This is a genomic window from Actinoplanes sp. TFC3 (assembly GCF_001553785.1).
GTDB lineage: Bacteria > Actinomycetota > Actinomycetes > Mycobacteriales > Micromonosporaceae > Actinoplanes.
In genome coordinates, this window is the sequence record NZ_LOJP01000001.1 from 1,829,284 (window position 1) to 1,852,925 (window position 23,642).

Genomic DNA, 23,642 nt, shown 5'->3' on the forward strand with positions numbered 1-23,642 from the left:
GCATGTTCTAACCACCAAAGCAAGCCAAGGAGGTTGGCGTTGTGACGCATCATCGGTACGCGACGGTCGGCGGGCATCGGGTCTTCTACCGGGAGGCGGGGGACCCGGCCCAGTCCACCATCGTGCTGTTGCACGGATATCCGACCAGCTCGTTCATGTTCCGCGAGCTCATTGAGCAGCTCGCCGGCGACTTCCATGTGATCGCGCCGGACCACCTGGGTTTCGGGTTGTCCGATGCGCCGCCGGTCACCGAGTTCGACTACACCTTCGACGCGCTCGCCGGGATTACTGCTGGCCTGCTCGCACAGCTCCACGTGGAGCAGTACGCCATCTACGTGCAGGACTACGGCGCCCCGATCGGCTGGCGCCTTGCCCTCAGCAATCCCAGCGCCATCACCGGCATTGTCACCCAGAACGGCAACGCCTACCAAGCCGGCTTCGTCCCCGGGTTCTGGGACGGCGTGTGGGAATACCACCGGCGGCGCGACGAGAACACCGAGGACGCCATGCGGCAGGCCCTGTCTCTGGAGGCGATTCGATGGCAGTACGTCACCGGCGCGCCCGACGAGACGCTGATCGACCCGACTGTCTGGTGGCATGACTTCGCGCTGGTTTCGCGCCCCGGCAACGCCGCCATTCAGCTCGACTTGTTTGCCGACTACGCCACCAACCCGCCGCTGTACCCGCGGTTGCACGAGTATTTCCGCAAGCACCAGCCACCGCTGCTGGCCGTGTGGGGCGAGGGCGATCAGATCTTCGGACCGGCCGGGGCTCGGGCGTTCGCCACGGATCTGCCGGAGGCCGAGGTCCACCTGCTGCCCGGTGGGCATTTCCTGCTGGAGACCGCGGTGAACGAGGTCGCCCAGTTGATCCGCCAGTTCTTCAGCGCAAGGCGTTGAGCCGGGCGGCCTGTTTCATCAGATGATCGCGTTCGGCCAGGTTGGTGGCCTGGCCGGCCGCTGTCGCGTACAGCCTCGCCGCAGTCACGAGGTCACCGTCGCGCTCGTACAGGTAAGCAGCTACGGCGGTGTGCCGGGGCAGGGATGCGTCCACCTCGGTGAGGGCGGCCAGACCCGCCCGGGCACCGTCGGCCTCCCCGACTGCCACTGCCCGGTTGAGCCGGACGACGGGGCTGTTCGTGATGGCGAGCAGTTCGTCGTACCACTCGACGATTTGGACCCAATCGGTTTCCTCGGCGGTGGTCGCGTCGGCGTGCAGGGCGGCGATCGCGGCCTGGGCCTGAAATTCTCCGAGCTTGTCGCGGGCCAGTGCGGCCTGCAGGATCGCGACGCCCTCGGCGATCAGCGCCGTGTCCCATTGCTTGCGGTCCTGCGCGGCCAGCGGAATCAGGCTGCCGTCCGGAGCCATGCGGGTGCCGCGCCGGGAGTGGTGCAACAGCATGAGGGCGAGCAGCCCGGCCACCTCGGGATGATCGATCGCGGTCGCGAGCTGGCGGGTCAGCCGGAGGGCCTCGGCGGCCAGGTCGACGTCGCCGGAGTAGCCCTCGTTGAAGACCAGGTAGAGCACCCGCAGCACGGTTGTCACGTCGCCGGGCTGGTCGAAGCGGACGCCGGAGACGGTGCGCTTGGCGCGGCTGATGCGCTGCGCCATGGTCGTTTCCGGCACCAGATAGGCCTCGGCGATCTGGCGGGTGGTCAGGCCGCCGACGGCGCGCAGGGTGAGCGCCACCGCGGACGACGGCGTCAGCGACGGGTGCGCACACAGGAAATACAGCTGCAGCGTGTCGTCCATGGCGGAGGCAGGCCCGGGGGCCGGTTCCTCCTCGGCCAGGTCCTCGCGGCGGCGGCGGGCCGCGTCGGCGCGGGTTGCGTCGAGGAACCGCCGCCAGGCCACGGTGACCAGCCAGCCCTTCGGGTCCTGCGGCGCACCGGCGGGCCAGACCCGCAGCGCTTCGATCAGCGCATCCTGCACGGCGTCCTCGGCCGCCACGAAGTCGGCTCCGCGGCGGACGAGGATCGCCAGGACACCCGGGAGCAGGGCCCGCAGTAGCGGTGCGTTCATTCCGTGACGGTGGGCGGCAGCTCAAGGAACGGGCGCAGCTCGAGCCATTCGTGGATCGGCTTGCCGTCCTTGCCGGGGGCGGCCGACAGGTCCCCGGCCAGTTCGACGGCCCGCTCGTAGCTGTCGACGTCGATGATCATCCAGCCCGCGATGAGGTCCTTGGTCTCGGCGAACGGTCCGTCGGTGACCGGCGGGCGGCCCTCGCCGTCGTAGCGGACCCAGGTTCCCTGCGGGGCCAGCGCCTGGCCGTCGACGTACTCGCCGGTCTTCTCCAGCTTGGCCGACCAATCACGCATGTACTGCATGTGCGCGGAGATCTCATCCGGCGTCCACTGGTCCATGGGGACGTCGTTGGCCGGGGCCGGGGCGCCGCGGTAGTGCTTGAGCAGCAGGTACTTGGCCATCGTGCTTCTCCTGACGTGCGGTGTGACCCATTGTGGTCAGCTTCCGCACCGGGGACGCAGCCGGACACGGCTTCTCGACATCTTGACCGGAACTATTTTTGCCGTCTACGTTCAGGAAACTTTCTTTACTGCTAAGCCCCTGGAGGGCTCATGCGCATAGTCGCAGCTCTAGCGGCCGTTCTGGTCGGTCTGACGGCGGCCCCGGCCGCCGCCGACGCTCATTCGAAAAAGTCCTACGTCAAGGTTGGCTACTTCACCCAGTGGGGCATCTACGGCCGCGGCTTCCAACTGGCCAAGGTGGACCAGTCCGGTGCGGCCGCCCGGCTGACCCACCTCAACTACGCGTTCGGCCCGGTCACCGCGGCGGGCGTGTGCGACTCGGCCGATGCGTGGGCCGATTGGCAGACCCCGTTTCCGGCCGAGCTCAGTGTGGACGGTGTGGCCGACACCGCCGAGCAGCCGTTCGCGGGCAACCTCAACCAGCTCGCCGAGCTCAAGAAGAAGCACCCCAAGCTGCGGGTGCTGATCTCGCTGGGCGGCTGGAGCGGGTCGGCGTACTTCTCCGACGCCGCGCTGACCGACGCCTCGCGCAAGAAGCTGGTCAGCTCCTGCGTGGACCTCTGGATCAAGGGCAACCTGCCGGGGCTGTCCGCCGGGGTCGCCGCCGGGATCTTCGACGGCATCGACCTGGACTGGGAATGGCCGGGTTCGGCGGGCAACGACGGCAACGTCATCCGCCCCGAGGACAAGCACAACTTCACGCTGCTGGCCAAGGAATTTCGCCGCCAGCTCGACCGGCTGTCGCGCAAGACGCACAAGGACTACGACCTGACCGCGTTCCTCCCGGCCGCTCCGGCCAAGATCGACGCGGGTTTCGAGGCCAAGAAGATCTTCAAATACCTCGATTTCGGTACGGTCCAAGGTTACGACTTCCACGGTTCCTGGGAATCGCGGACCAACCAGCAGTCGGCTCTGCACGTACCCAAGGGGGCACCGGACAACCCGGACTTCTCCATCGAGGTAGCGATCGACACCTGGCGTGAGCGCGGGGCGCCCTCGTCGCAGTTGGTGCTCGGCATCCCCTACTACGGACAGGGGTGGACCGGGGTCACTTCCGGCGCCAACGGCGGGCTGTTCCAGCCGGCGACCGGCGGGGCACCCGGAACGTTCGCGGTCGGCACCGAGGACTACAAGGTGCTCAAGACATTGCCGGCCAAGGGGTTCACCGTGCACCGCGACTGGCGGGCCGGTCACTCGTACCTGTTCGACGGCACGACCTTCTGGACGTACGACGACCCGGCGCAGATCCGGCAGAAGACGCAATGGATCAAGGACCAGCGCCTGGGCGGGGCAATGATGTGGTCGCTCGACGGCGACGACGAGCAGGCCTCGCTGACCCGCGCGGTGTCGGCGGGCCTCTGAGCCGGCCGGGGGCGGTGTGCCGTTTGGCGCACCGCCCTCACCGCTCGGCGCAACCGGATCTCCGCCTCTCCGCGCGCCGGCAGAGCCTCCCATAGCCTGCGAAAACTGGGAGGTTATGCCATGACGGAACCGAAACCCCGCAGCGATCGCAGCCCCTGGAACTGGCTGCTGCTCATCCCCGTTGCTCTGCCCCTGATCACGCCGCTGTTCAACAGTGACACGCCTCGGCTCTGGGGCTTCCCGGCGTTCTACTGGCTGCAATTCGCGTTCATCCTCGTGGGCGTGGCCAGCACAACCCTGGTCTATCGGATGACCCACCGCCCGAGCCTGCGGGAGGCCATCGATGAGTGACCACATCACCGAGATCATCGTCTTCAGCATCCTGTTCCTGCTGGTCAGCGGCATGGGTTTCGTGGCCGCCCGGTGGCGTGCCCCCCAGGACATCAACCACCTCGACGAGTGGGGCCTGGGCGGGCGCAGCTTCGGCGGCTGGATCACCTGGTTCCTGGTCGGCGGCGATCTCTACACGGCGTACACGTTCGTTGCAGTGCCGGCGCTGATCTTCGGGGCGGGGGCGGCCGGGTTCTTCGCCGTTCCGTACACGATCATCGTCTACCCGATCTTCTTCCTCATTCTGATCCGGCTCTGGTCGGTGTCGCATCGGCACGGCTTCGTCACGCCTGCCGATTTCGTGCGCACGCGTTTCGGCTCACCCACGCTGGCACTGCTGATCGCGATCACCGGAATTGTGGCGACGATGCCGTACATCGCGCTGCAGTTGATCGGTATCGAGGCGGTGCTCAAGACGATGGGGGTGACCGGGGACAGCGCCGTGGCCCGGCATCTGCCGATCATCATCGCGTTTGCGATCCTGGCGGCGTACACGTATCAATCGGGTCTTCGGGCTCCGGCTCTCATCGCCTTTGTCAAGGACACGCTGATCTACATCGTCATCATCGTGGCGGTGCTGTATCTGCCCTACAAACTGGGCGGCTGGGGCAGCATCTTCGACGATGCGCAGGCCAAGTTCCAGGCCAGCCCGGCGCCCGGTGACGGGATCACGCTCAACGCCAACAACCAATTGCAATACATCACGCTGGCCCTGGGCTCGGCGCTCGCACTGTTCCTCTATCCACACAGCATCACCGGTGTGCTCGCGAGCAAGAACCGCAATGTCATCAAGCGGAACATGTCGGCGCTGCCGGCGTACAGCTTCCTGCTCGGGCTTATTGCCCTGCTGGGTTACATGGCCATCTCGGCCGGCGTGAAGCCGCTACCCGGCGCCAAAGCGGGCAGCCTCGACAACAACACGGTGGTGCCGCTGCTGTTCGACCAGCAGTTCCCGTCCTGGTTCGCGGGCGTCGCCTTCGCGGCCATCGGCATCGGCGCACTGGTTCCCGCCGCCATCATGTCCATTGCGGCGGCGAACCTGTTCACCCGCAACATCTACAAGGAGTACCTGAAGAAGGACGCGACTCCCGCCCAGGAAGCCAGCGTTTCCAAAATCACCTCGCTGCTGGTCAAGGTTGGCGCTGTCGCCTGCATCATCTTCCTCGACCCGCAATTCTCGATCGATCTGCAACTCATCGGCGGCGTCATCATTCTGCAAACCGGGCCGGCCGTGGCGCTCGGGTTGTTCACCCGCTGGTTCCACCGCGGCGGCCTGATCGCCGGCTGGATCGCCGGAATGGGCCTGGGCATGTGGATGCTCTACGACATTCCCAATGCGGCAACCGGCCGGGCCCACTTCGGCGGATCGGCCTTCCCGCTCAAGGACTTCGGCTTCGACACCCCGAAAACCATTTACGTCGGGTTTCTTGCGGTCGCGGTCAACCTGCTGGTCGCCGTGATCGCCACGTTCATTCTGAGAGCCACCAAGACCGCAGACGGCATTGACGGTACGACCACAACTGACTATTTCGCCGACGAGGACGACCCGCGCCTGGAGCAGGAGCGCACCACTCCGGACGCGATCGGCTCGTCGACCTAACGGCTTTTGATGTAGGCGTCCATGTCGTGCGTGAGGCGCTCAAGCACCGCCGCGAGTTCACGGCGTTCCTGGGGATTCCAGTCCTTGAGGACCACGTCGTAGAGCTCGCGGCGGGCTTTGCTGACCGCCTCCACCTGCTCAAGCCCACGATCGGTCGCGGCGATCACCGTGCCGCGGCCATCGTCCGGGTCGGGGCTGCGGTGCACCAGGCCCTCGCGGTGCATGGCGCTGACCTGGCGGGTTACCGTCGAGCCGTCGAGGCTCAGGCGGTTGGCCACCGCTGAGATGTTCTGCGGTCCCGATTCGCGCAGGAGCCGCAAAATGACATAGGCCGCCCGGTCCAGCGCCCGATGCGGTCGCGGCGAGCTCCGCCGGGTGGCCTCCCCGAGCCGGATCAGCATCGCGACCTGAGTCTCAATGCTGCCGAGCGCTGATTCGTCGTCCATGAGCGGTAATGCTAGGGGGACGTTCCTGAAAGTTTGCTGCGAATCCATCAGCCCCGCGGGGGATTGACGACAGTCTCTGTTTCTCGATATGCAGGAGGTCACCTCAAAATCACCAGGAGCAACCGCCGTGCAGGCCCCCATGAACGAGGAATTATCCCGCTATGTCGTGCCCCTGGCTCAGTTCGACGGTCTGGCACTGCAAGCCGAGGACCCGCGCCGCATAGCCTCGTTCTGGCATCACAATCTGCCAGATTCCCGGTACGACGCGGCGAGGCTGCGCCTCGACCCCAGCCCCCTTCGCGCCCGCGCCGAGATCCTGCGCCTGCTGCCCACCTCCCGCCTGGCCAGCGACCCCGCCCGCGTGCACGTCGACATCCGCCTGCCCGGCGGCGACCCCACCGCCCTGCTCGCCGCCGGCGCCACGGTTGTTCGTGAACCCGGCACCGACCCGTGGTGGGTGCTTGCCGACCCCGAAGGCAACCAGTTCTGCGGCTTCCCCTCGGTGGACGAGCGCCCGGCCGGCGTCTTCGAACTGGTCGTCAAGTGCCGCGACGCGCACTCCCTGGCCTTCTGGTGGGGTCGGGTACTGGGTGGTGCCGTGGCCCACGAGGGCGAAGCCGCAGTGGTTTCCGGCGCGCCCGACTTTCCCTGGGACTACATGGTCTTCGACCCGGTGCCGGAGCCCCGCAAGGGACCCAACAGACTGCACTGGCACCTCATTCTGCGCGACTCGGACCCGCTGGAACTGGTAAAACTGGGCGCCACGGTGCTGCGCCGCCCCGGCGAACCCATGCCCTGCCCCACCACCGACGGCCACTGGATGCTGGCCGACCCGGAGGGCAACGAGTTCTGCGCTGTGCCGGCTGATCGGGACATACCGTAGAATCGGCGCCGCGACGGACGAGTTGGCTGGGCGGTCGCGTCGGCGTGGTCCCCTTGGGGGTCGCGCCGCCGAGGAACGTCCGGACTCCGCAGAGCAGGGTGGTTGCTAACGGCAACCCGGGGCGACCCGCGGGAAAGTGCCACAGAGAACAAACCGCCGGCCATCACGGCCGGTAAGGGTGAAACGGTGGGGTAAGAGCCCACCAGCACCCCGGGCGACCGGGGTGGCTAGGTAAACCCCACCCGGAGCAAGGCCAAGCAAGGTTGCAGTTCTCGGATTGCAGCCGGCGCAGGCGTTTGAGGGCTGCTCGCCCGAGCCTGCGGGTAGGCCGCAAGAGCATGCCGGCAACGGCACGCCGAGATGGATGACCGCCCAGCGGCGAGAAATCACCGCGGACAAAATCCGGCGTACAGGCCGACTCGTCCGTCGCCCCGAAATTTGCCTCTCTGCGGCATCCGAGCACGCACGCAATTGAAAGGCAATTCGCCTGGCTTCAGGCGACCGCGCCGATTGTTTTGTCGAGTTCGTCGATGAAGGGCCACGGCGGGTTCGGGTCGAGCTTCAGCCATAAGCTGCGGCCCAGTTGCCAGGCCGCTTGCACATTCTCATCGGTACGAGCAAAGCCCGCCACCAACTCGGCGGGCAATTCGTGTTCGGCCATTCTGGAGGGGGTTTGCCAGTGCTCGGTTGCGTTTACGCAGCGGCGGGCCATCCATAGTAGATGGCGGTTGGCGTGGGATAGGGCGTCGCGTTGGCGCAGGTGTTCGCCGCGTTGGCCTACGTGGTGGGCCAGGAGGAGCCAGTTGGCGAAGCGGCCGCAGATGTCGGCATCGTGGTCGATGGTGGCGGCTGGGTGGGGGAGGCGGTTGTGGCGGTCGACCAGGGGGACGCTCGGGGCTGCGGGCCAGGCGGCTACCGACTCGATCTGTGTAACGGGGGCAAAGTGGAATTCGCCTCTGATCAGGCCGGGGAAGAAGGCTACGTGGGCGCCGGACTCATTCTTGATCACGTGCAGGGGTGGGTGGACCTGGGTGATCCAGACGGTGGGGCTGGCCGGTGCCGTGGTGAAGAACAGCCAGAACTCGATATCGCTGTACTGGTCGGCGGTGCCCTGGGCGAAGGAGCCGTACATCAGGGCGGCGTCGAGAGCCGGGTCCGCCTCGCAGACGGCGCGGACCCGGGCTATGAGGGCTAGATGAGGTCGGAGGGGTTCGTATTCGCGCCGCACAGCAGAACCATTACTCGCTCGTCTTTTTCGGGTTGGTAGGCGCCGGATGCCAATGCCGCCTGGGCCGCGGCGGTTCCGTGTTCGACCGCGAGGCGGTATTCGTCCCACAGGTAGCGACGGGCTTCGACGATGGCCTCATTCTCGACCAGAACCGAGGTCATCTTCTCTTCCACGGCGATCTCGTACGCGATCTGCCCCACGCGCCGGGCCCCCAGGGAATCCGCCGCTACGCCGGACACCGGGACATCCACCGGGTGCCCTGCCGCCAGGGACGCATGCAGGGCACGGGCGGTCGCCGGCTCGACGGCTACGACCTTCTTCTGACCGTGCAGGGCAGCGGCCACCCCGGCGATCAGGCCACCCCCACCCACGGCCACCAGCACGGTGTCGAACGTTGCCTGGTCCAGCAGCTCCAACCCTAGAGTGCCGTTGCCCGCAACCATGTCCGGGTCGTCGTACGCGTGGCAGAAAACAGCGCCCGTGTGCTCTGCCCGTACCGTGGCTGCCTCAAATGCTTCTGCGTATTCACTGCCCACTTGCTGGACCGTGGCACCCAGCTTGACCAGCTTCGCGACCTTGACCGGCGGTGCCGTCTCCGGCACGTAAATCTCGGCCCTGGCCCCCACCGCCCGCGCCGCGTAAGCAGCGGCCAGGCCCGCGTTGCCCCCGGAAGCCGCGATGATGCCCGCAGCGGGCAGACCCTGCTCGGCCGCCGTCAGCACCTTGTTGAGCATGCCGCGGGTCTTGAACGAACCGGCGTGCTGCACCAGCTCCAGCTTGTAGAGCAGTGTGCCGGTGTCCAGGATCGGAGTCTTGCGAGCGCGGGCGCCGATCCGCTCAGCCGCCGCCTCAATCGCGTCGTTGCTAATCACCACACCTTTTCTACACCGCGGCGGCAGCAGTGTGCAGGCGGGCGCCCGCCGGGACGGGCTCACGGTTTCCCACGAGGCGGGCCAGGTCGAGCAGGCGGTTGGAGAAGCCCCACTCGTTGTCGAACCAGCCGCGGACCTTGATGCGGCCGTCGGCGGTGGTGCGGGTGCCGGCCGGGTCGAACATGCAGGAGGCCGGGTTGTCGCGTACGTCGATGGAGACGCTGGGCTCGGGGTCGTAGTCGATGATGCCGCGCATGGAACCGGCGGCGGCCTCGGACATCGCCCGGTTGACCTCTTCCACGGTGACCGGGCGTTCGGTCAGCCCGCCGAGCTCGGCCAGCGAACCGATCGGGGTGGGCACGCAGAAGTAGCTGTGGCAGACCTCGCCGAGGCGGGGCAGGGCGACGCTGACCAGGTCGCCGGTCACGTGGTCGTGCGGGATGATGCTCTGCGTGGCGGCCCGGCCCAGCCGCAGGTCGTCGCGGGAGGTGCCGGTGGCCGTGTCGTGCGGCTTCTGCCAGCCCTGCATGGCCAGCACCACGCAGGTGTGGGCGCTGTGCAGGCCGAAGCGGTCGAGCAGAACCTTCGCCATCACCGACAACGCGTTGACGCCGCAGGAAGCGGGGGAGATGACGTCATGGAGCGCGGCGTCGTAGCGCTCGTGGTTGACGCCGTAAAGCAGGAAGGCATCCGGGTTGTCGGCCGAGGCGCTGATCACGACCTTGCGGGCGCCGCCGTTGGTGATGTGGGCGCGGGCGGCCTCGCCGCTGCGGAAGCGTCCGGTGGCCTCGATGACCACGTCGACGTCCGCCTCCGACCAGGGGATCCGGCCCGGCTGGGGTTCCTGGAACGAACGCACCTCGTGGCCGTTGACGATCAGAAAACCGGGGCGCGAGTCGACCGGACCGGCGAATCGCCCGCGTAAGCTGTCGCGTTTCAAGCCGTATGCCAAACGGTCCGGCGGGGCGAGGTCATTAATGGCGGCAACCGTAATTTCAGGATCGTGGGAGGTGCTGGCGATACGCATAAGGCTGCGCCCGATCCGACCGAAACCGTTGATGCCGATCCTGACACTCACCAAGAACTCCTTGCGGCCGGTCGATCAACAAAGCACACGCGCGACGCGACCGGTCGATAACGGTAGATTCAACCGGCGGTCACATACCCGACACTAGGAGTGTGCAAGTTGCACGTCAACCGGAGCGCAGGAGGGGATGCTCACAGACACGCGCCCGGCCGCGAAGCCGTCACGATGATCTGATAATCCCTCCTGGACAGTGGTGTTCACCAGGCAATACGTGGACCTTGAACGCTGTCCGCGCGAATCGGATCGAGCCGGGCGACCCGGCCGAGGTGCCCGATCTTGCCTGCATCGCGGTGATCAAGGGCAAAAGGCCGGGAGAAAGGCATCGGGCCTGCAGGGACGGCCCGCAGCCATTAAGAGAATGGCGTTACGGAACGCGCGGAACCCGGATTCCCGCGGCGCTGCGGAATGCGCGCAGAATGGATCACACGAGGGCGCTGAGCGACTCGACGCCGGTCGCGGTGAAGTAGTAGACGGCGTGCCCCTGGTGCAGGCTCAGTAAACGGCCGACCTGTTCGCGCTGCGCCCGGCAAGCCGGAATGACGAGCAGCACATGGCCTTGCTGCCGGCCTTGCAGGTAAAGGTTCATGATGGTGGTGTCACGGCCCCAGTCCAGCCGGCGACGGTTGGCCGGGTGCTGCGGACGTACCGGAAAGGGAGCGAAACCCTCGGCCAGCAGGGATGCCACGGCGCCCTGGGCCCGCGCTTGATTGGGAAACAGCCCGGCGACCGCGTCGATCGGGCGGGGGATGAATTCCTGGGGGTACATGAACGCAGGCTAGGACGGCGAAGCTGGGCCGGGAACATGGCAAGCGCATTCCCGACACAACAGCTATCCGCACCGTAAAACGACATCAAGGTCATCCCGGGACACTCGCTCGGCATGGCACGACTCGGGGAGCGGGAAAACAGCCACGCGCCGCGTTGATCTCCGCGATGCTGGAAACCATGGTCGACGGGGACAATCAGATCAAATCGGTACGCCAGTTTCGCCGGTTCGCGCTGGTGGTCTGCATCGCCGGCGCTCTCGTGCAGCTCGGCCTGACCGCGTACTACCTGGGCATGGGACACAAGGCCACACCTCACGACGTACCCGTGGGATTGGTCTCGCCGACCGCCAAGCAGGCGCCGATCCAGAACATGCTGGAGCGCGAGCGGGTCTTCCGGGTGCGCATCTACAAGTCCGCTGATGATCTCGAGGACGGCATCCTGCGGCGCGAGGTCTATGGCGGGGTGGATGTGACCAACCCGCAGCCGAGGCTCTATATCGCGAGCGCCGCCGGGGTGTCCGCGGCCAGCCTGTTGCGGACCACTTTCTCCACCGTGCTGCAGCAGGAGAACGCCGAGCAACTCCAGGCGCTCAAGGACAAGGGCGACACGGTGACCATCGAGCAGGCGGCGGTCCTGGCCCAGCCCGCGGTGGTCGCCGATGTGGTGCCGCTGCCACCCGACGACGTCAACGGCGCGTCGCTGGGCTTCCTGGTCCAGGCCCTTGCGCTCGGCGGCACCATCGCTTCGGTCGGGCTCGGCCGGCTCATCCCGCGCACCAGACGCTCCTGGAAGCGGGGATTGGGGCATTTGATAACCCTCATTGTGTACGCCGTGAGCTCGGCCGCCGTCGTCCTGTGGTCGATGAGCTGGTTCCACGTAGGCGACGGGGCCAGCCAGCGCGAGATGTTCGCCATCTACGGACTGGTGTCCCTGGCGATCACCGGGTCGACGGCCGGCGCGGTGGCGTTGTTCGGACCCGGCGGCGCCCTGCTCGGCATGCTGTACTTCTCGATCGGCACGGTGATCTCCGGCGCCAGCATCCTCCCGGAGTTCCTGCCGGCGTTCGGGCGCGTCTTCGGCGAGAACCTGCCCACCGGCGCCGGGGTGCAGGCGGTGCGCGACAACCTGTACTTCCCGGACGCGCCGATCGGCTCGCACCTGGTCGTGCTGGGCCTGTATGCGGGTATCGGCTGCCTGTTGGTGCTGGTTACGAACCTGATGCCGAACCGCAGCGACCGGCACGCCGAACTCGAACTCGACATGATCGACCGCATCGAGGGCAACGACGTGCGCGAACCGGCAACACTTCCCACGGTTGTCGTCTGATCTCTGCCTGCCCGCGGCGGGAAACCCATGCCAATCTTGATCCGTTGTGACCTTCGGCTCGTGGATCCCTTAACAAGTGCGGAGTACGGTCGATCCCGTGCTTGAAGCGTCAAGTTAAGGGAGCCTCATGTCGATTCGCAGCCGCGTCACCGTCCCGCTCAAGTTCGCGGACGGCTACAGCACCACGGCCGAGGTCATCACGTTCCACGACCTGGCCGACGGCAAGGAGCACCTGGCCCTGGCACTCGGTGACGCGGCCGGAGCCGAGGTCCCGCTCGTCCGGCCGCACTCGGAGTGCATGACCGGCGACGTCTTCGGCTCGCAGCGCTGCGACTGCGGCCCCCAGTTGCGCGAAGCCGTCGAGCGGATCGCCCAGGCCGGTGGCTACCTGCTCTACCTGCGCCAGGAGGGCCGGGGCATCGGGCTGTACGCCAAGCTCGACGCGTACGCACTGCAGGACGCCGGGCTGGACACCTACGAGGCGAACCGGGCACTCGGGCACGCCGACGACGAGCGGGACTACACGGCGGCGGCACAGATGCTGGCCGCGCTGGGCGCCACCACCGTCGACCTGCTGACCAACAACCCGGACAAGGCGGCCCAGTTGCGCGCGCTCGGGGTCGACGTGCGCAACGTCCGGCCCACCGCGGTGCACGCCTCGGACGCCAACGTGCACTACCTGCAAGCCAAGATCTCACACACCGCGCACACCATCGATCTGCCGCTGGCGGTCTGACTTTCCCGGGTGCTTCTAAGGATGCAGCCGGGAGTGCCGAAGTAGCAGGCGTGGGGATCGAGGGCGTCAACAGCAGGATCGCGACCATCCAGGCGCGCATGATCGCGATGCAGACCCAGCAGGCCACCAAGCCGGCGACGACCTCGTCCACCACGGGCGCCACGGGGGCCACCACGGCCTCGGGGGCCTCGTTCGCCAACGCGCTGGCCAGCGCGATGACCACCCAGTCGTCGAACACCACCTCAACCGCTGCGACCGCTGCAACCGCTGCCAAGAGTTACACGCTGAACAGCAAGGGGATTCCGACCGAGCTGGCGGCGTACGGGAACGGCAAGATCCCGGCCGGCGCGCTGGAGAAGGTCGGCAACACCAATCACAAGCTGTGGGCGCCAGCGGCGGAGAACCTCAACCGGATGATGCAGGACGCCAAGGCCCAGGGCGTCACGATCGGCATCACCGATTCTTACCGGCCGTACGAGGAACAGGTCGATCTGGCCAAGCGCAAGGGGCTCTATTCCCAGGGCGGGCTCGCGGCCAAGCCCGGCACCAGCGAACATGGCTGGGGCATGGCCACCGACCTTGACCTGAACGCCAAGGCGCTGACATGGGTGCGGGCCAACGCCGACAAGTACGGCTTCGTGGAGAACGTGCCGCGCGAGTCGTGGCACTGGGCGTACAAGCCGAAGAGCGCTTGATCTTTTGTTTGCTTCTACGGGTGCAAGATCAACTCACCGTGCAGCAGTGACATCCAGCCGTCGGGTTCGGTTGCCCATTGACGCCAGCCTGCCGAGATGCGCTCAAGGGTCGCCTGATCGGCGGCGCCGGAGTTGACGGCTTGTCCGGCCATGTCCGACTTGAGAATGCGATCCGCCCACATGGTTCCCCACCACGTGCGGTCCTCGTCGGTGGCGAAACACCACGTGCTCGAGGTGGCCGTGATGTCGGTGAAGCCGGCGGCTCGTGCCCAGGAAAGCAGCCGGCGACCGGCGTCCGGCTCGCCGCCATTGGCTCGGGCCACCCGCTCGTAAAGCTCCAGCCACTCCTCCAGTTCCGGCAGCAGCGGGAACCAGGTGAACGCGGCGTAGTCGCTGTCGCGCACCGCCACGATGCCGCCCGGCTTGGTGACCCGGCGCATCTCGCGCAGCGCCTGCACCGGATCGCCGACGTGCTGCAGCACCTGGTGGGCGTGCACGATGTCGAACGTGTCGTCCGGGAAGTCCAGCGCGTGCACATCACCGACCGCGAAGTCGACAGTGCCCAGCCCGCGCCGGTCGATCTCGGCGCGCGCGAGGTCGAGGGCATCCTCCGTTCGTTCCAGCGCGGTTACCCGACCCGGTGTGATGTGCGTCGCCAGGTCGGCCGTGATCGTGCCGGGCCCGCAGCCGACGTCCAGCAGCGTTGCGCCGGAGGTCAGATGGGGCAGCAGGTGCCCGGCCGAATTTTCTGCGGTGCGCCAGCGATGTGAACGCAGAACCGACTCATGATGCCCATGGGTGTACACGATAGCCATCCCCCGATCCTGCTCTTCCGTCCCGTTATTCGGGAGCATTTTCCCACTATGCGGACTCAAGCGAAAAAGCCGATTTCCGTACGTCCGCAGCGCGCCGTAACTTAGGCGTCATGAGGATCGGCATTGTGGGCGCAACGGGGCAGGTCGGCAGCGTTATGCGCCGGATCCTGGCCGAGCGCCAGTTCCCCGTTGACCAGCTCCGCCTGTTCGCGTCCGCGCGCTCCGCGGGCCGCACCCTGCCGTGGCACGGCGGTGAGGTCACGGTTGAGGACGCCGCCACGGCGGACTACCGCGGCCTGGACATCGTGCTGTTCTCTGCGGGCAAGGGCAGCTCCAAGGAGTACGCCCCCAAGGTCGCCGAGGCCGGTGCGGTCGTCATCGACAACTCGTCGGCTTGGCGCATGGACCCCGAGGTCCCGCTGGTCGTGGCCGAGGTAAACCCGGACGCCGTGAACGATCGGCCCAAGGGCATCATCGCCAACCCGAACTGCACCACGATGGCCGCGATGCCGGTGCTGCGCCCGCTGCATGACGAGGCCGGCTTGGTGGGGCTGGTCGCCACCACATACCAGGCGGTGTCCGGCGCCGGTCTGGCCGGCGTGGCCGAACTCGACGAGCAGGTGAAGAAGGTGGCCGACCGCGCCGCCGAGCTCACCCACGACGGCGCGGCGGTGGACTTCCCGGCCCCCCGCAACTTTGCCAAGCCGATCGCCTTCAACGTCCTGCCGCTGGCCGGCTCGATCGTCGACGACGGACTCGGCGAGACCGACGAAGAGCAGAAGTTGCGCAACGAGAGCCGCAAGATTCTGGGCATCCCGGACCTCAAGGTGTCGGGCACCTGCGTACGGGTGCCGGTGTTCACCGGCCACTCGCTGCAGGTGAACGCCCGCTTCGCCCGGCCCATCTCCCCGGCCCGGGTCCGCGAACTGCTCGCCAATGCACCCGGCGTCGAACTGTCCGACGTGCCGACGCCGCTGCAGGCCGCCGGCCAGGACCCGACCTTCGTGGGCCGCATCCGCGCCGACGAGACGGTGGACAACGGGATTGCGCTGTTCCTGTCCAACGACAACTTGCGCAAGGGCGCGGCGCTCAACGCTGTACAGGTGGCTGAGCTGCTCGTGCGCTGACGGTTGAAGTTGCTTCGGCCCCGTCTCCCGATGGTGGGAGGCGGGGCCGTTTGCTGTTCCGGGCCTGGGGGCTGCTCGGCCCGGCGGCCGGCCTCGGCTGCGGCGCCGCCGTCGTCGAACCAGGTGCTGGTCAGGGCGATGTCGTCGCGGACCATGGCGGGTTGCTGGTGGCCGAGGGCGAAGGGCTATCAGTCCGTCGAGATCACCGGCGTTGGTTCGCTCGATGAAAAATCGGGCCAGGCCGGTCGGTTCGTGGGCTCTCGGGCGTGGCATGGCGGGGAGTCCGGCACGGTGCGGGGCTTGGATCGTACCTCCTCTTTTGGGGAGTCTTCTTGACGTTCCACATTGGAAAATTGGGGCTTTTTGCGTGAATCGGTAGCGCATGGTCGTTTTGAGGTGCACAGTGATTGCATGAACGACAGTGGGCCCCGCGGCGGCTACTTCTGGTGCCTCCGCCACAAGCGGGTCGAGTCCGGCGACGACGTGTGTCCCGCCCAGTTCCGGCTCGGTCCGTATGCCTCCGCAGACGACGCCACGCACGCACTCGAGAACGTCGAGAAGCGCAATGCGGCATGGGATGACGAGGACGCCCGCTGGACCGGGGAGGTCAGCTAACACCGGTACGAAAGCGTGGTGTCCACGCCGGAACCCTCGGTTCCGGGTGGACTTCTTGCTCTCTCACCGGAACCTCCGGCCCTGGCCGGAAACTTGGCTCCGGCCGGCTTCGGCTCCGGCTGGAATCTTCGGTCTCCAAGCGGAGACGAGCCCGTAGTCATTCGCGCAGTCATTCGCAAGGAGGAAGTACCCCATGGCCGCTCCCAAGAAGGTAGCCCCGGCCCGGGCAACCACGACCCGAGCCAGCACGGCGCGGGCCACCACCGCGGCTAAGCCCGCCGCTGAGCGTGTTGCCGCTGCTAAGCCTGCTGCTTCCTCGGCTAAGGCTGGTGGCGCTTCGGCTAAGCCTGCTGCTTCCCCGGCTAAGCCTGCTGCTTCCCCGGCTAAGGCTGCGGCTTCGAAGGGCGCGTCCGCTAAGGCTGGTGCTGCGAAAGCTGGTGTCGCTAAGGCTGCTGCTACCCGGACTGGCGCTGGTAAGACCGGCGTTGCCAAGGCTGGTGCTGTGAAGAGCGCTTCCGCTGGTGCTGGTGCTGGTGCCGGTAGGTCTGCTGCGGCGAAGAGCGCTCCGGCTAAGGCTGGCGCCGCCAAGACCAGCGCGGTCAAGGGCGGCGGGACTAAGGCCAGCGTTTCGACGGCGGCTGCCGCGAAGGGGGCTGCTGCTAAGGGCAGTGGGGCCAAGGCGAGCGTTTTGAAGGCCGGTGCCGGGAAGACTGCTGCCAAGGGCGGCGCGGTCAAGTCCACGGCTACGAAGGGCGCCGCGGCCAAAACCTCTGCGGTGAAGAGTGCGGCCAAGACCTCCGCGGTGCAGAGTGCGGGCAAGACCTCCGCGGCAAAGACCGCGGGCAAGGCCTCCGCGGTGAAGAGTGCGGCTAAGCCGGTCGCTAAGAAGCCCGCTGCTAAGCGCGTCGCTGCGGCCACCTCCACTGCCGGGAAGACGGCCACCACCGCCACGGTGACGACTACCGAAGCCACCAAGCCCGCCGCGGCAAAGCGCACCGCTGCTGCCGGGAAGGCCGCCGCTGCGCAGGCCATGACTGCGGTTAAGTCGACTACGGCTCAGTCAGGCGGGGCTGAGGCGGCGGCTGGCGCCAAGCGTACGGCTGCTGCTAAGGCTCCTTCACGGACCAGCGTCGCGACGGCTCCGGCCACGAAGACCACCGCTGAGAAGGCGCCTGCGACCAAGGCGGCTGCTGGGCGCGGGGGGAGTGCCGTTGCTTCGGCCGCTACGGCCAAGGGGGGAACTGCGCGTAAGGCTGTTGGTAAGGCCTCGGTCGCTAACGGTTCGGCCGCCGCCACGATGATGAAGCCCGCCGCAACGAAGCCCGCCGCAACGAAGGCGACCGCAACGAAGGCGACCGCAACTAAGGCGGCGTCCAAGGCGAATTCTCCTGCTGAGGCGACCGCTTCGAAGGCCAGGGCTGCCTCGTCCAAGGCTGCCTCGTCGACCGGTGCTAAGACGGCGGCTGAGTCGGTTGGGGCTGCGCGACCCGTTGCGGTTAAGGGGACCGGCGCCAAGAACGCTGCCACGGGCCTGGCGAGCAAGGGCGCTGGTGCGGGCAGGGGACGCAAGGGCGCGGATGCGGCCGGCAAGGCTGGTGCGGCTAAGTCGACCGCTAAGTCGGTGGCTAAGAAGGCGACTACTGCGATGAAGTCGGCTGCTTCTCAGGCTTCGGGTGCTGCGGCTGAGGTGACGGGCGCTAAGTCGGCAGGTACCAAGGCGAGGGGGGCTGGGGCGACCGCCTCCCGGCCGGCGGCCGCCAAGCCAACCGCGGCTAAGAGCACGGCCGCTAAGAATGCGGCGGCCAAGAGCACGGCGGCCAAGAGCACTGCCGCGAAGAGCACGGCGGCTAAGGGCTCAGCCGCTAACGGTGCGGCGGCTGGGAGTGCGGTGGGTGGCAGTGCGGCGAGCAGGAGCGCCCGAGCCAATGCCATGGCGGGCAAGGCAGCCAACGCGCCTGAGGTGACTGCCCGGGGAGCGGCGAACACCGCTCGGGCTGGCAAGGCGGCCAATGCCAAGAGCACGGGAATGACCAAGAGTTCGGCCACCAATGCTGGTGCGGCGACGGCTCGCAACAGCAAGGCGGCGATGAGCAGGGTGTCGGCGAACAAGGCCTCAGCGCGCAAGGCCACTGCCAAGCGCTGAAGCTCAGCAACACCATCCGGAGGGGCCGCACCGTGCTTGGTGCGGCCCCTCCGCGCATCCACGAACCAACCGCGCCCACGAATCAACCGCGCCACGCCCGACCCGCGCCGCCTGAGCCGCACACAAACAGCCCGCACTCAGCAAACAAGCCGCATTGACAATTGAGCAGCCCACGACCGCGCGTGTTAGGAATGAGCCGTGCCGATTGTGCGTGTCTCCGCTCCCCAGATCGACTTTTCCGTACTGCGTGATGAGTTGGCCTTGCCGGCCTCCTTCAGCCCCGCGGCGCAGCAGGAAGCCGAGCAAGCCGCCAAGATCCCGCTCCCGGAGACTGACCGGACCGATGTTCCTCTGGTGACCGTCGACCCGGCTACGTCGCGGGATCTCGATCAGGCCATGCATCTCTCGCAGCGCGATGGCGGGGGGTATCGGGTTCGGTACGCCATTGCTGACGTGGCTTCGTACGTGGAAATCGGGTCGGCCCTGGAGGCGGAGACCTGGGCTCGGGGGCAGACCATCTACCTGCCGGATGGGAAGGTTCCCCTGCATCCGCAGGTGCTCAGTGAGGGGGCGGTCAGCCTTCTTCCCGACGTTGATCGGGCGGCTGTGTTGTGGACCATCGACCTTGACGCCGGTGGGGGTATTGCGGGCGTTGAGCTGGGACGGGCGCGGGTGCGCAGCCGGGCCAAGTTGAGTTACGCCGAGTTGCAGGAGGCCTCGACTCTGCCGGAGGCCGTTTCCTTGTTACCCGAGATCGGGGCGTTGCTGGCGCAGCGGGCCGCGGAGCGGGGGGCGGTCAACCTACCGCTGCCCGAGCAGGAGATCGAGCCGGAGGGGGACGGGCTGCGGCTGGTGCTGCGCGCGCCGCTGCCGATGGAAGAGTACAACGCTCAGATCTCTCTGCTGACCGGGATGGCGGCGGCGTCCATCATGCTGGCCGGCGGTATCGGCCTCCTGCGGACCATGCCGGCGCCTAAGCCGGAGGCCGTCGTCAAGTTGCAAGCGGCGGCGCGCTCACTGCACATCTCCTGGCCGGAAGGGGCCAGCGTGGGCACGGTGGTCGCGTCGGTCGATCCGGGGGATCCGCGCGGGGCCGCATTCCTCGACCAAGCGGCGGAGTTGCTGCGCGGGGCCGCTTACACCGCATTTGACGGTACGGAACCAGAGCTGACCGGTCACGGCGGCGTGGGCGCACCGTACGCTCACGTCACCGCCCCGCTGCGCCGGTTGGCGGACCGCTACGCGACCGAGGTGTGCCTGGCGTTGCACGAAGGCCGGCCGGTTCCGCAGTGGGCACGCGAGGCCCTGCCGCGGCTACCCAAAACCATGGCGGCCACGGATCGGGTGGCCTCGGCCGCGTCCCGGGGGGCCGTTTCGCTGGCCGAGGCCGTGCTGCTGGCCGGGCGGGTGGGGGAGACGTTCGAGGCCGGGGTGCTCGACCTCGACGAGAAGCGCGGCGGAGGCACTGTGGCGATCGACGAGCCGGCAGTGCAGTCGCGGTGCCTGGGGCGACTGCCGCTGGGCGAGCGGGTTCCCGTACGGCTGACCGAAGCTGATCCTCGGACGCGCACCGTGCTCTTCGCGGCTATTGGCCAGCCACGTCGATAAGCACCTTGCCCACGGCGCCCTGTTCGACGGCGGCGTGCGCGTCGGCCGTGCGGTCGAGCGGGTAGTGGTGCAGCGCCAGGCCGTGTTCCTCGCCAACCGGTAGCGCGCCGTCGCGCAACGCCGCGGTGATGTCCTCGCCCGCGGCTTGCAGCGCCTGCTCACTGAGCGTGTACAGGATGAGGAACTGCACGCGGGTATTGACCATCATGTTCGGCCGTACGTCCAGAGTGATCGTGTCGCCGCCGTTGTTGGCGTAGATCGCGATCGTGGCGTGGTTGGCCGCCACCGCCTGGTTGAGCTGCGCGTTGGGCCCGGGGGAGACCTCCACGATGATGTCCACGCCGTCCGGGGCGAGCGCGCGGATCTCCTTGGCCGGCTCGCCCTCGCGGTAGTTGACCGTGTGGTGCGCGCCTGCGGCGGTGGCCAGCGCGGCCTTCTCGGGGCTGCTGATGGTGGTGATCACGGTGGCCCCGGCCCAGCGCGCGAGCTGGATGGCGGCATGCCCGACCGCGCCGGCACCGCCCGCCACCAGCACCACTTTGCCGTTCAGGGCGCCGGGGGACAGCCTCTGCGGTCCAGTTTCGCTTACCGTCAGGGCGCGGTGCGCAGTTACCGCCGGTACGCCCAGAGCTGCGCCCACCTCGTAGGAGATCTCGTCAGGCAGGGGAAAGACCCGCTCGCTGTCCACGACGGTGTACTCGGCGGCCGTGCCGTAGGGGCTGCCGTGCGAGGCCAGCATGACCCAGACCCGGTCACCGGGTCGGTGAGCCGTGACGCCCGAGCCGATCGCGTCCACCACCCCGGCCGCGTCCTGACCCGGGGTGACCTCCTCGAACGGCAGGTCCCCGGCCGAGCGGCGCTTCCAGTCGGTTGGGTTGACCCCGGCACGCACGGTGCGCACCCGCACCTGACCCGGGCCGGGCTCGGGAACGTCACGGTCGGCCAGCTTCAGTACCGAGGTGTCGCCGGTCTTGGAGTACACGATCGCCTTCATGCCAACTCCCAGCTGTTACGGCAGGTGCGGGGTCCCGGTCCCGTCAAGCGCCCAGTCCGGGTGGTGGGTGACCTCCCAGAGGTGCCCGTCCGGGTCGGTGAAGTAACCGCGGTACGCGCCGGACTCCGCGGGCTTGCCGGCGCTCACCAGCGTGGCCCCGGCCTGCACCACCGACCGTAGCGCGTCGTCAACCGCGTCCGGGTGATCCAGCACGATGGTCAGCATGGTGGCCCGGGTGCCGTCGGCGATGTGCGGGGCGGCCCGCGGCGGCAGGCCCGCGTCCACGGTCAGGTCACCGGCCGGGACCAGCGAGAACAGGCCCCCGGCGGTGTGGAAGTAGCTGACCACGCCGGGCACCGACACCGACGACAGCCGCCAGCCCAGCGAGCGGTAGAACTCCGTCGCGCGGGCGACGTCGGACACGCCGAGGGTGGCGACGCCGACTCGGGCAGGAACGGTCATGGGGCACCTCCGGGTACGAAGTCTGCCACGTTATAGATCATGCCCGAATCGGCGATTTGACCCCTCTAGAACGTGTGCTCCGCCGCAGGGAACTCACCCGAGCGCACCTCGTCGGCGTACTGACGTACAGCGGTGCCCAACACGTCGGCCAGGTTGGCGTAGCGCTTGACGAACCGCGGCGCCTTGCCCTCGCGCAGCCCGGCCAGGTCCTGCCAGACCAGCACCTGCGCGTCGGTGTCCGGGCCTGCCCCGATGCCCACGGTCGGGATCGGCAGCTCCTTGGTGATCTGCTTGGCCACCTCACCCATCACCATCTCCAGCACCACCGCGAACGCGCCCGCCTCGGTGACCGCACGCGCGTCGGCGATGACTTCCTCGGCGGCGCTGCCCCGGCCCTGCACCCGGTAGCCGCCGATGGTGTGCTCGCTCTGCGGGGTGAAGCCGACGTGCGCCATCACCGGGATGCCCGCGCCGGTCAGGGCCTCGATCTGCGCGGCGACGCGCCGGCCGCCTTCGAGCTTGACGGCGTGCACGCCGCCTTCCTTCATGAACCGTACGGCGGTGCGCAACGCCTGCGCCGGGCCCTCCTCGTACGAGCCGAACGGCAGGTCCGCCACGATCAGCGCGGTGCTGGTGGCGCGTACCACCGCTCGTACCAGGGGAAGCAGTTCGTCAGTGGTGACCGGCAGCGTGGTCTCGTAGCCGAACACGTTGTTGGCCGCCGAGTCGCCGACCAGCAGCACCGGGATGCCGGAGCGGTCGAACAGCGCGGCGGTGTACTGGTCGTACGAGGTGAGCATCGCCCAGCGGTCACCCCGCTCCTTGGCGGCCAGCAGGTCGCGCGTGCGGACTCGGCGGGTGGGCGGTCCCCCGTACAGCGCAGGGATCTCAGACATGGTGATCTCCTTCCCTCGAGGCCGCGGAATGCGGTCCCCGGGTCTGAACGAATCGTCGCACCGGGGACCGCCGCATCGTCAGAGGCCAGTGGAGCTGGTCACACGCCCTCGCGGAAGCGGTTGGTGATGGGCAGGCGGCGGTCGCGGCCGAACGCCTTGATGGAGATCTTGGTGCCCGGGGCGGACTGGCGGCGCTTGTACTCGGCGATGTCCACCAGACGCAGGATCCGATCCACCAGCGCCTCGTCGTGTCCGGCTTCGATCAGGTCGGCGCGGCCCTTGTCGCCGTCGATGTAGCCGTTGAGGATCGCGTCGAGGACGTCGTAGTCGGGCAGCGAGTCCGAGTCGACCTGACCCGGGCGCAGCTCGGCGGACGGCGGCTTGGTGATCGAGTTCTCCGGCACCGGTGGCTCGCCACCGCGGCGGGCCGCATCGGCGTTGCGCCAGTTCGCCAGCCGCCACACCAACGTCTTGGGCACGTCCTTGAGCGGGTTGAAGCCACCCACCGAGTCGCCGTACAGCGTCGAGTAGCCGACCGCCAGCTCACTCTTGTTGCCGGTGGTCAGCACCAGGTGGCCCTCCTGGTTCGACAGCGCCATCAGGATGACGCCCCGCACGCGGGCCTGCAGGTTTTCCACAGCCAGCCCGGACAGCGACATGTTGGCAAGGAACGCGTCGACCATCGGCTGGATCGGCTCGATGCGGTAGTCCAGCCCGGTGCGCTTGGCCAGCTCGGCGGCGTCGTCCTTGGAGTGCCCGGAGGAGTAGCCCGAGGGCATGGAGACGCCCACCACGCGCTCCGCCCCGATGGCATCCACAGCGATGGCCGCCACCACCGCCGAGTCGATGCCGCCGGACAGGCCCAGCACCACCGAGCGGAAGCCGTTCTTCTCCACGTAGTCGTGCAGTCCGAGGGTCAGCGCCGACCAGATCTCGGCCTCGTCGGTGATGCGTTCGGCGATGCCGCCCACGGCTGGGCCGTCGATCAGCGGGCGCGGCTGGGTGGTCAGCTCGACGCGCTCGATGCTCAGGTCGTCGGCGCCGCGCTCCTCGCCGTGCAGCGACTCGGCGGACGCCTCGGGGGCGGGCGCCGGGGGCGGGGT

Annotated in this window: 24 protein-coding genes and 1 other RNA gene; 13 read left to right on the forward strand and 12 right to left on the reverse strand. The window is 67.9% G+C overall.

What is annotated here, in order from left to right; all coding sequences use genetic code 11:
- Positions 1 to 41 precede the first annotated feature (41 nt).
- Complete coding sequence (locus TFC3_RS08355; protein ID WP_067497701.1) at positions 42 to 899, forward strand: alpha/beta fold hydrolase; 858 nt, start codon at positions 42 to 44, stop codon at positions 897 to 899.
- Here TFC3_RS08355 and TFC3_RS08360 read toward each other — a convergent pair.
- Together TFC3_RS08360 and TFC3_RS08365 are read right to left on the reverse strand one after the other, a co-directional pair.
- Entirely contained in the window at positions 883 to 2,022 is a 1,140-nt protein-coding gene (locus TFC3_RS08360) for an RNA polymerase sigma factor (RefSeq protein ID WP_067497707.1), read from the reverse strand. The two genes, TFC3_RS08355 and TFC3_RS08360, sit on opposite strands and share 17 nt — an antisense overlap.
- Positions 2,019 to 2,426: a YciI family protein gene (locus TFC3_RS08365; RefSeq protein WP_067497710.1), complete on the reverse strand. Its 408-nt coding sequence runs from the start codon at positions 2,424 to 2,426 to the stop codon at positions 2,019 to 2,021. Before TFC3_RS08365 ends, TFC3_RS08360 begins: the two co-directional genes overlap by 4 nt.
- Before the next feature lie 150 nt (positions 2,427 to 2,576).
- On the opposite strand from TFC3_RS08365, the gene TFC3_RS08370 reads away from it, so the two are divergent.
- The 3 genes from TFC3_RS08370 (at position 2,577) to mctP (ending at position 5,838) form a co-directional block, all read left to right on the forward strand.
- A complete protein-coding gene (locus TFC3_RS08370; RefSeq protein ID WP_067497713.1) occupies positions 2,577 to 3,848 on the forward strand; it encodes a glycoside hydrolase family 18 protein in 1,272 nt (423 codons plus the stop codon).
- A gap of 120 nt (positions 3,849 to 3,968) precedes the next feature.
- On the forward strand, positions 3,969 to 4,199 hold the full coding sequence (locus tag TFC3_RS08375; protein WP_067497716.1) for a DUF3311 domain-containing protein: 231 nt from the start codon (positions 3,969 to 3,971) through the stop codon (positions 4,197 to 4,199).
- A complete protein-coding gene (gene mctP, locus TFC3_RS08380; protein ID WP_067497719.1) occupies positions 4,192 to 5,838 on the forward strand; it encodes a monocarboxylate uptake permease MctP in 1,647 nt (548 codons plus the stop codon). Before TFC3_RS08375 ends, mctP begins: the two co-directional genes overlap by 8 nt.
- Here the strand turns inward: mctP and TFC3_RS08385 are convergent.
- On the reverse strand, positions 5,835 to 6,284 hold the full coding sequence (locus tag TFC3_RS08385; RefSeq protein WP_067497722.1) for a MarR family winged helix-turn-helix transcriptional regulator: 450 nt from the start codon (positions 6,282 to 6,284) through the stop codon (positions 5,835 to 5,837). The genes mctP and TFC3_RS08385 overlap by 4 nt on opposite strands.
- 139 nt (positions 6,285 to 6,423) lie before the next feature.
- On the opposite strand from TFC3_RS08385, the gene TFC3_RS08390 reads away from it, so the two are divergent.
- Both TFC3_RS08390 and rnpB read left to right on the forward strand, forming a co-directional pair.
- On the forward strand, positions 6,424 to 7,167 hold the full coding sequence (locus TFC3_RS08390; protein ID WP_153040145.1) for a VOC family protein: 744 nt from the start codon (positions 6,424 to 6,426) through the stop codon (positions 7,165 to 7,167).
- An 18-nt stretch (positions 7,168 to 7,185) separates the two neighbouring features.
- Positions 7,186 to 7,593: RNase P RNA component class A (gene rnpB / locus TFC3_RS08395), an RNA gene on the forward strand.
- Between the two features lie 67 nt (positions 7,594 to 7,660).
- On the opposite strand, the gene TFC3_RS08400 is transcribed toward rnpB, so the two are convergent.
- The 4 genes from TFC3_RS08400 to TFC3_RS08415 all read right to left on the reverse strand — a co-directional run bounded on the left by TFC3_RS08400 (position 7,661) and on the right by TFC3_RS08415 (position 11,120).
- Positions 7,661 to 8,299, reverse strand: a complete 639-nt coding sequence (locus tag TFC3_RS08400; protein WP_067497729.1) for a hypothetical protein — start codon at positions 8,297 to 8,299, stop codon at positions 7,661 to 7,663.
- Positions 8,300 to 8,358: 59 nt separating this feature from the next.
- Positions 8,359 to 9,267 (reverse strand): threonine/serine dehydratase, encoded by a 909-nt coding sequence (locus tag TFC3_RS08405; protein WP_067506240.1) that lies wholly within the window; start codon positions 9,265 to 9,267, stop codon positions 8,359 to 8,361.
- A gap of 10 nt (positions 9,268 to 9,277) precedes the next feature.
- Positions 9,278 to 10,345, reverse strand: a complete 1,068-nt coding sequence (locus TFC3_RS08410; RefSeq protein ID WP_082771927.1) for a type I glyceraldehyde-3-phosphate dehydrogenase — start codon at positions 10,343 to 10,345, stop codon at positions 9,278 to 9,280.
- A 430-nt stretch (positions 10,346 to 10,775) separates the two neighbouring features.
- Positions 10,776 to 11,120: a hypothetical protein gene (locus TFC3_RS08415; protein ID WP_067497731.1), complete on the reverse strand. Its 345-nt coding sequence runs from the start codon at positions 11,118 to 11,120 to the stop codon at positions 10,776 to 10,778.
- A gap of 179 nt (positions 11,121 to 11,299) precedes the next feature.
- Between TFC3_RS08415 and TFC3_RS08420 the strand changes: the two genes are divergently transcribed.
- The 3 genes from TFC3_RS08420 to TFC3_RS08430 all read left to right on the forward strand — a co-directional run bounded on the left by TFC3_RS08420 (position 11,300) and on the right by TFC3_RS08430 (position 13,879).
- Positions 11,300 to 12,448: an ABC transporter permease gene (locus tag TFC3_RS08420; protein ID WP_236718032.1), complete on the forward strand. Its 1,149-nt coding sequence runs from the start codon at positions 11,300 to 11,302 to the stop codon at positions 12,446 to 12,448.
- Between the two features lie 127 nt (positions 12,449 to 12,575).
- Complete coding sequence (ribA, locus tag TFC3_RS08425) at positions 12,576 to 13,184, forward strand: GTP cyclohydrolase II (RefSeq protein ID WP_067497737.1); 609 nt, start codon at positions 12,576 to 12,578, stop codon at positions 13,182 to 13,184.
- A 50-nt stretch (positions 13,185 to 13,234) separates the two neighbouring features.
- Positions 13,235 to 13,879: a D-alanyl-D-alanine carboxypeptidase family protein gene (locus TFC3_RS08430; RefSeq protein WP_067497740.1), complete on the forward strand. Its 645-nt coding sequence runs from the start codon at positions 13,235 to 13,237 to the stop codon at positions 13,877 to 13,879.
- Between the two features lie 14 nt (positions 13,880 to 13,893).
- Here the strand turns inward: TFC3_RS08430 and TFC3_RS08435 are convergent, their stop codons facing one another.
- Complete coding sequence (locus TFC3_RS08435) at positions 13,894 to 14,685, reverse strand: class I SAM-dependent methyltransferase (RefSeq protein WP_067506246.1); 792 nt, start codon at positions 14,683 to 14,685, stop codon at positions 13,894 to 13,896.
- 119 nt (positions 14,686 to 14,804) lie between these two features.
- Between TFC3_RS08435 and TFC3_RS08440 the strand changes: the two genes are divergently transcribed.
- The 4 genes from TFC3_RS08440 (at position 14,805) to TFC3_RS08455 (ending at position 20,187) form a co-directional block, all read left to right on the forward strand.
- On the forward strand, positions 14,805 to 15,821 hold the full coding sequence (locus TFC3_RS08440; RefSeq protein WP_067497743.1) for an aspartate-semialdehyde dehydrogenase: 1,017 nt from the start codon (positions 14,805 to 14,807) through the stop codon (positions 15,819 to 15,821).
- Between the two features lie 411 nt (positions 15,822 to 16,232).
- Positions 16,233 to 16,436, forward strand: coding sequence for a hypothetical protein (locus TFC3_RS08445; RefSeq protein ID WP_067497746.1), 204 nt, complete (start codon positions 16,233 to 16,235; stop codon positions 16,434 to 16,436).
- Between the two features lie 193 nt (positions 16,437 to 16,629).
- A complete protein-coding gene (locus TFC3_RS36855) occupies positions 16,630 to 18,579 on the forward strand; it encodes a hypothetical protein (RefSeq protein WP_236718033.1) in 1,950 nt (649 codons plus the stop codon).
- A 198-nt stretch (positions 18,580 to 18,777) separates the two neighbouring features.
- The gene (locus TFC3_RS08455) at positions 18,778 to 20,187 is read left to right on the forward strand and encodes an RNB domain-containing ribonuclease (RefSeq protein WP_067497752.1); all 1,410 of its coding nucleotides are present in this window, start codon (positions 18,778 to 18,780) and stop codon (positions 20,185 to 20,187) included.
- On the opposite strand, the gene TFC3_RS08460 is transcribed toward TFC3_RS08455, so the two are convergent.
- The 4 genes from TFC3_RS08460 to nadE form a co-directional block, all read right to left on the reverse strand.
- A complete protein-coding gene (locus TFC3_RS08460; protein ID WP_067497755.1) occupies positions 20,165 to 21,181 on the reverse strand; it encodes an NADPH:quinone reductase in 1,017 nt (338 codons plus the stop codon). The genes TFC3_RS08455 and TFC3_RS08460 overlap by 23 nt on opposite strands.
- A gap of 15 nt (positions 21,182 to 21,196) precedes the next feature.
- Positions 21,197 to 21,643: a VOC family protein gene (locus tag TFC3_RS08465; RefSeq protein WP_067497758.1), complete on the reverse strand. Its 447-nt coding sequence runs from the start codon at positions 21,641 to 21,643 to the stop codon at positions 21,197 to 21,199.
- Positions 21,644 to 21,708: 65 nt separating this feature from the next.
- On the reverse strand, positions 21,709 to 22,539 hold the full coding sequence (panB, locus tag TFC3_RS08470; RefSeq protein WP_067497760.1) for a 3-methyl-2-oxobutanoate hydroxymethyltransferase: 831 nt from the start codon (positions 22,537 to 22,539) through the stop codon (positions 21,709 to 21,711).
- Between the two features lie 98 nt (positions 22,540 to 22,637).
- Positions 22,638 to 23,642 (reverse strand): NAD(+) synthase (gene nadE / locus TFC3_RS08475; protein WP_236718034.1); only part of this gene is annotated, 1,005 nt, incomplete at its 5' end.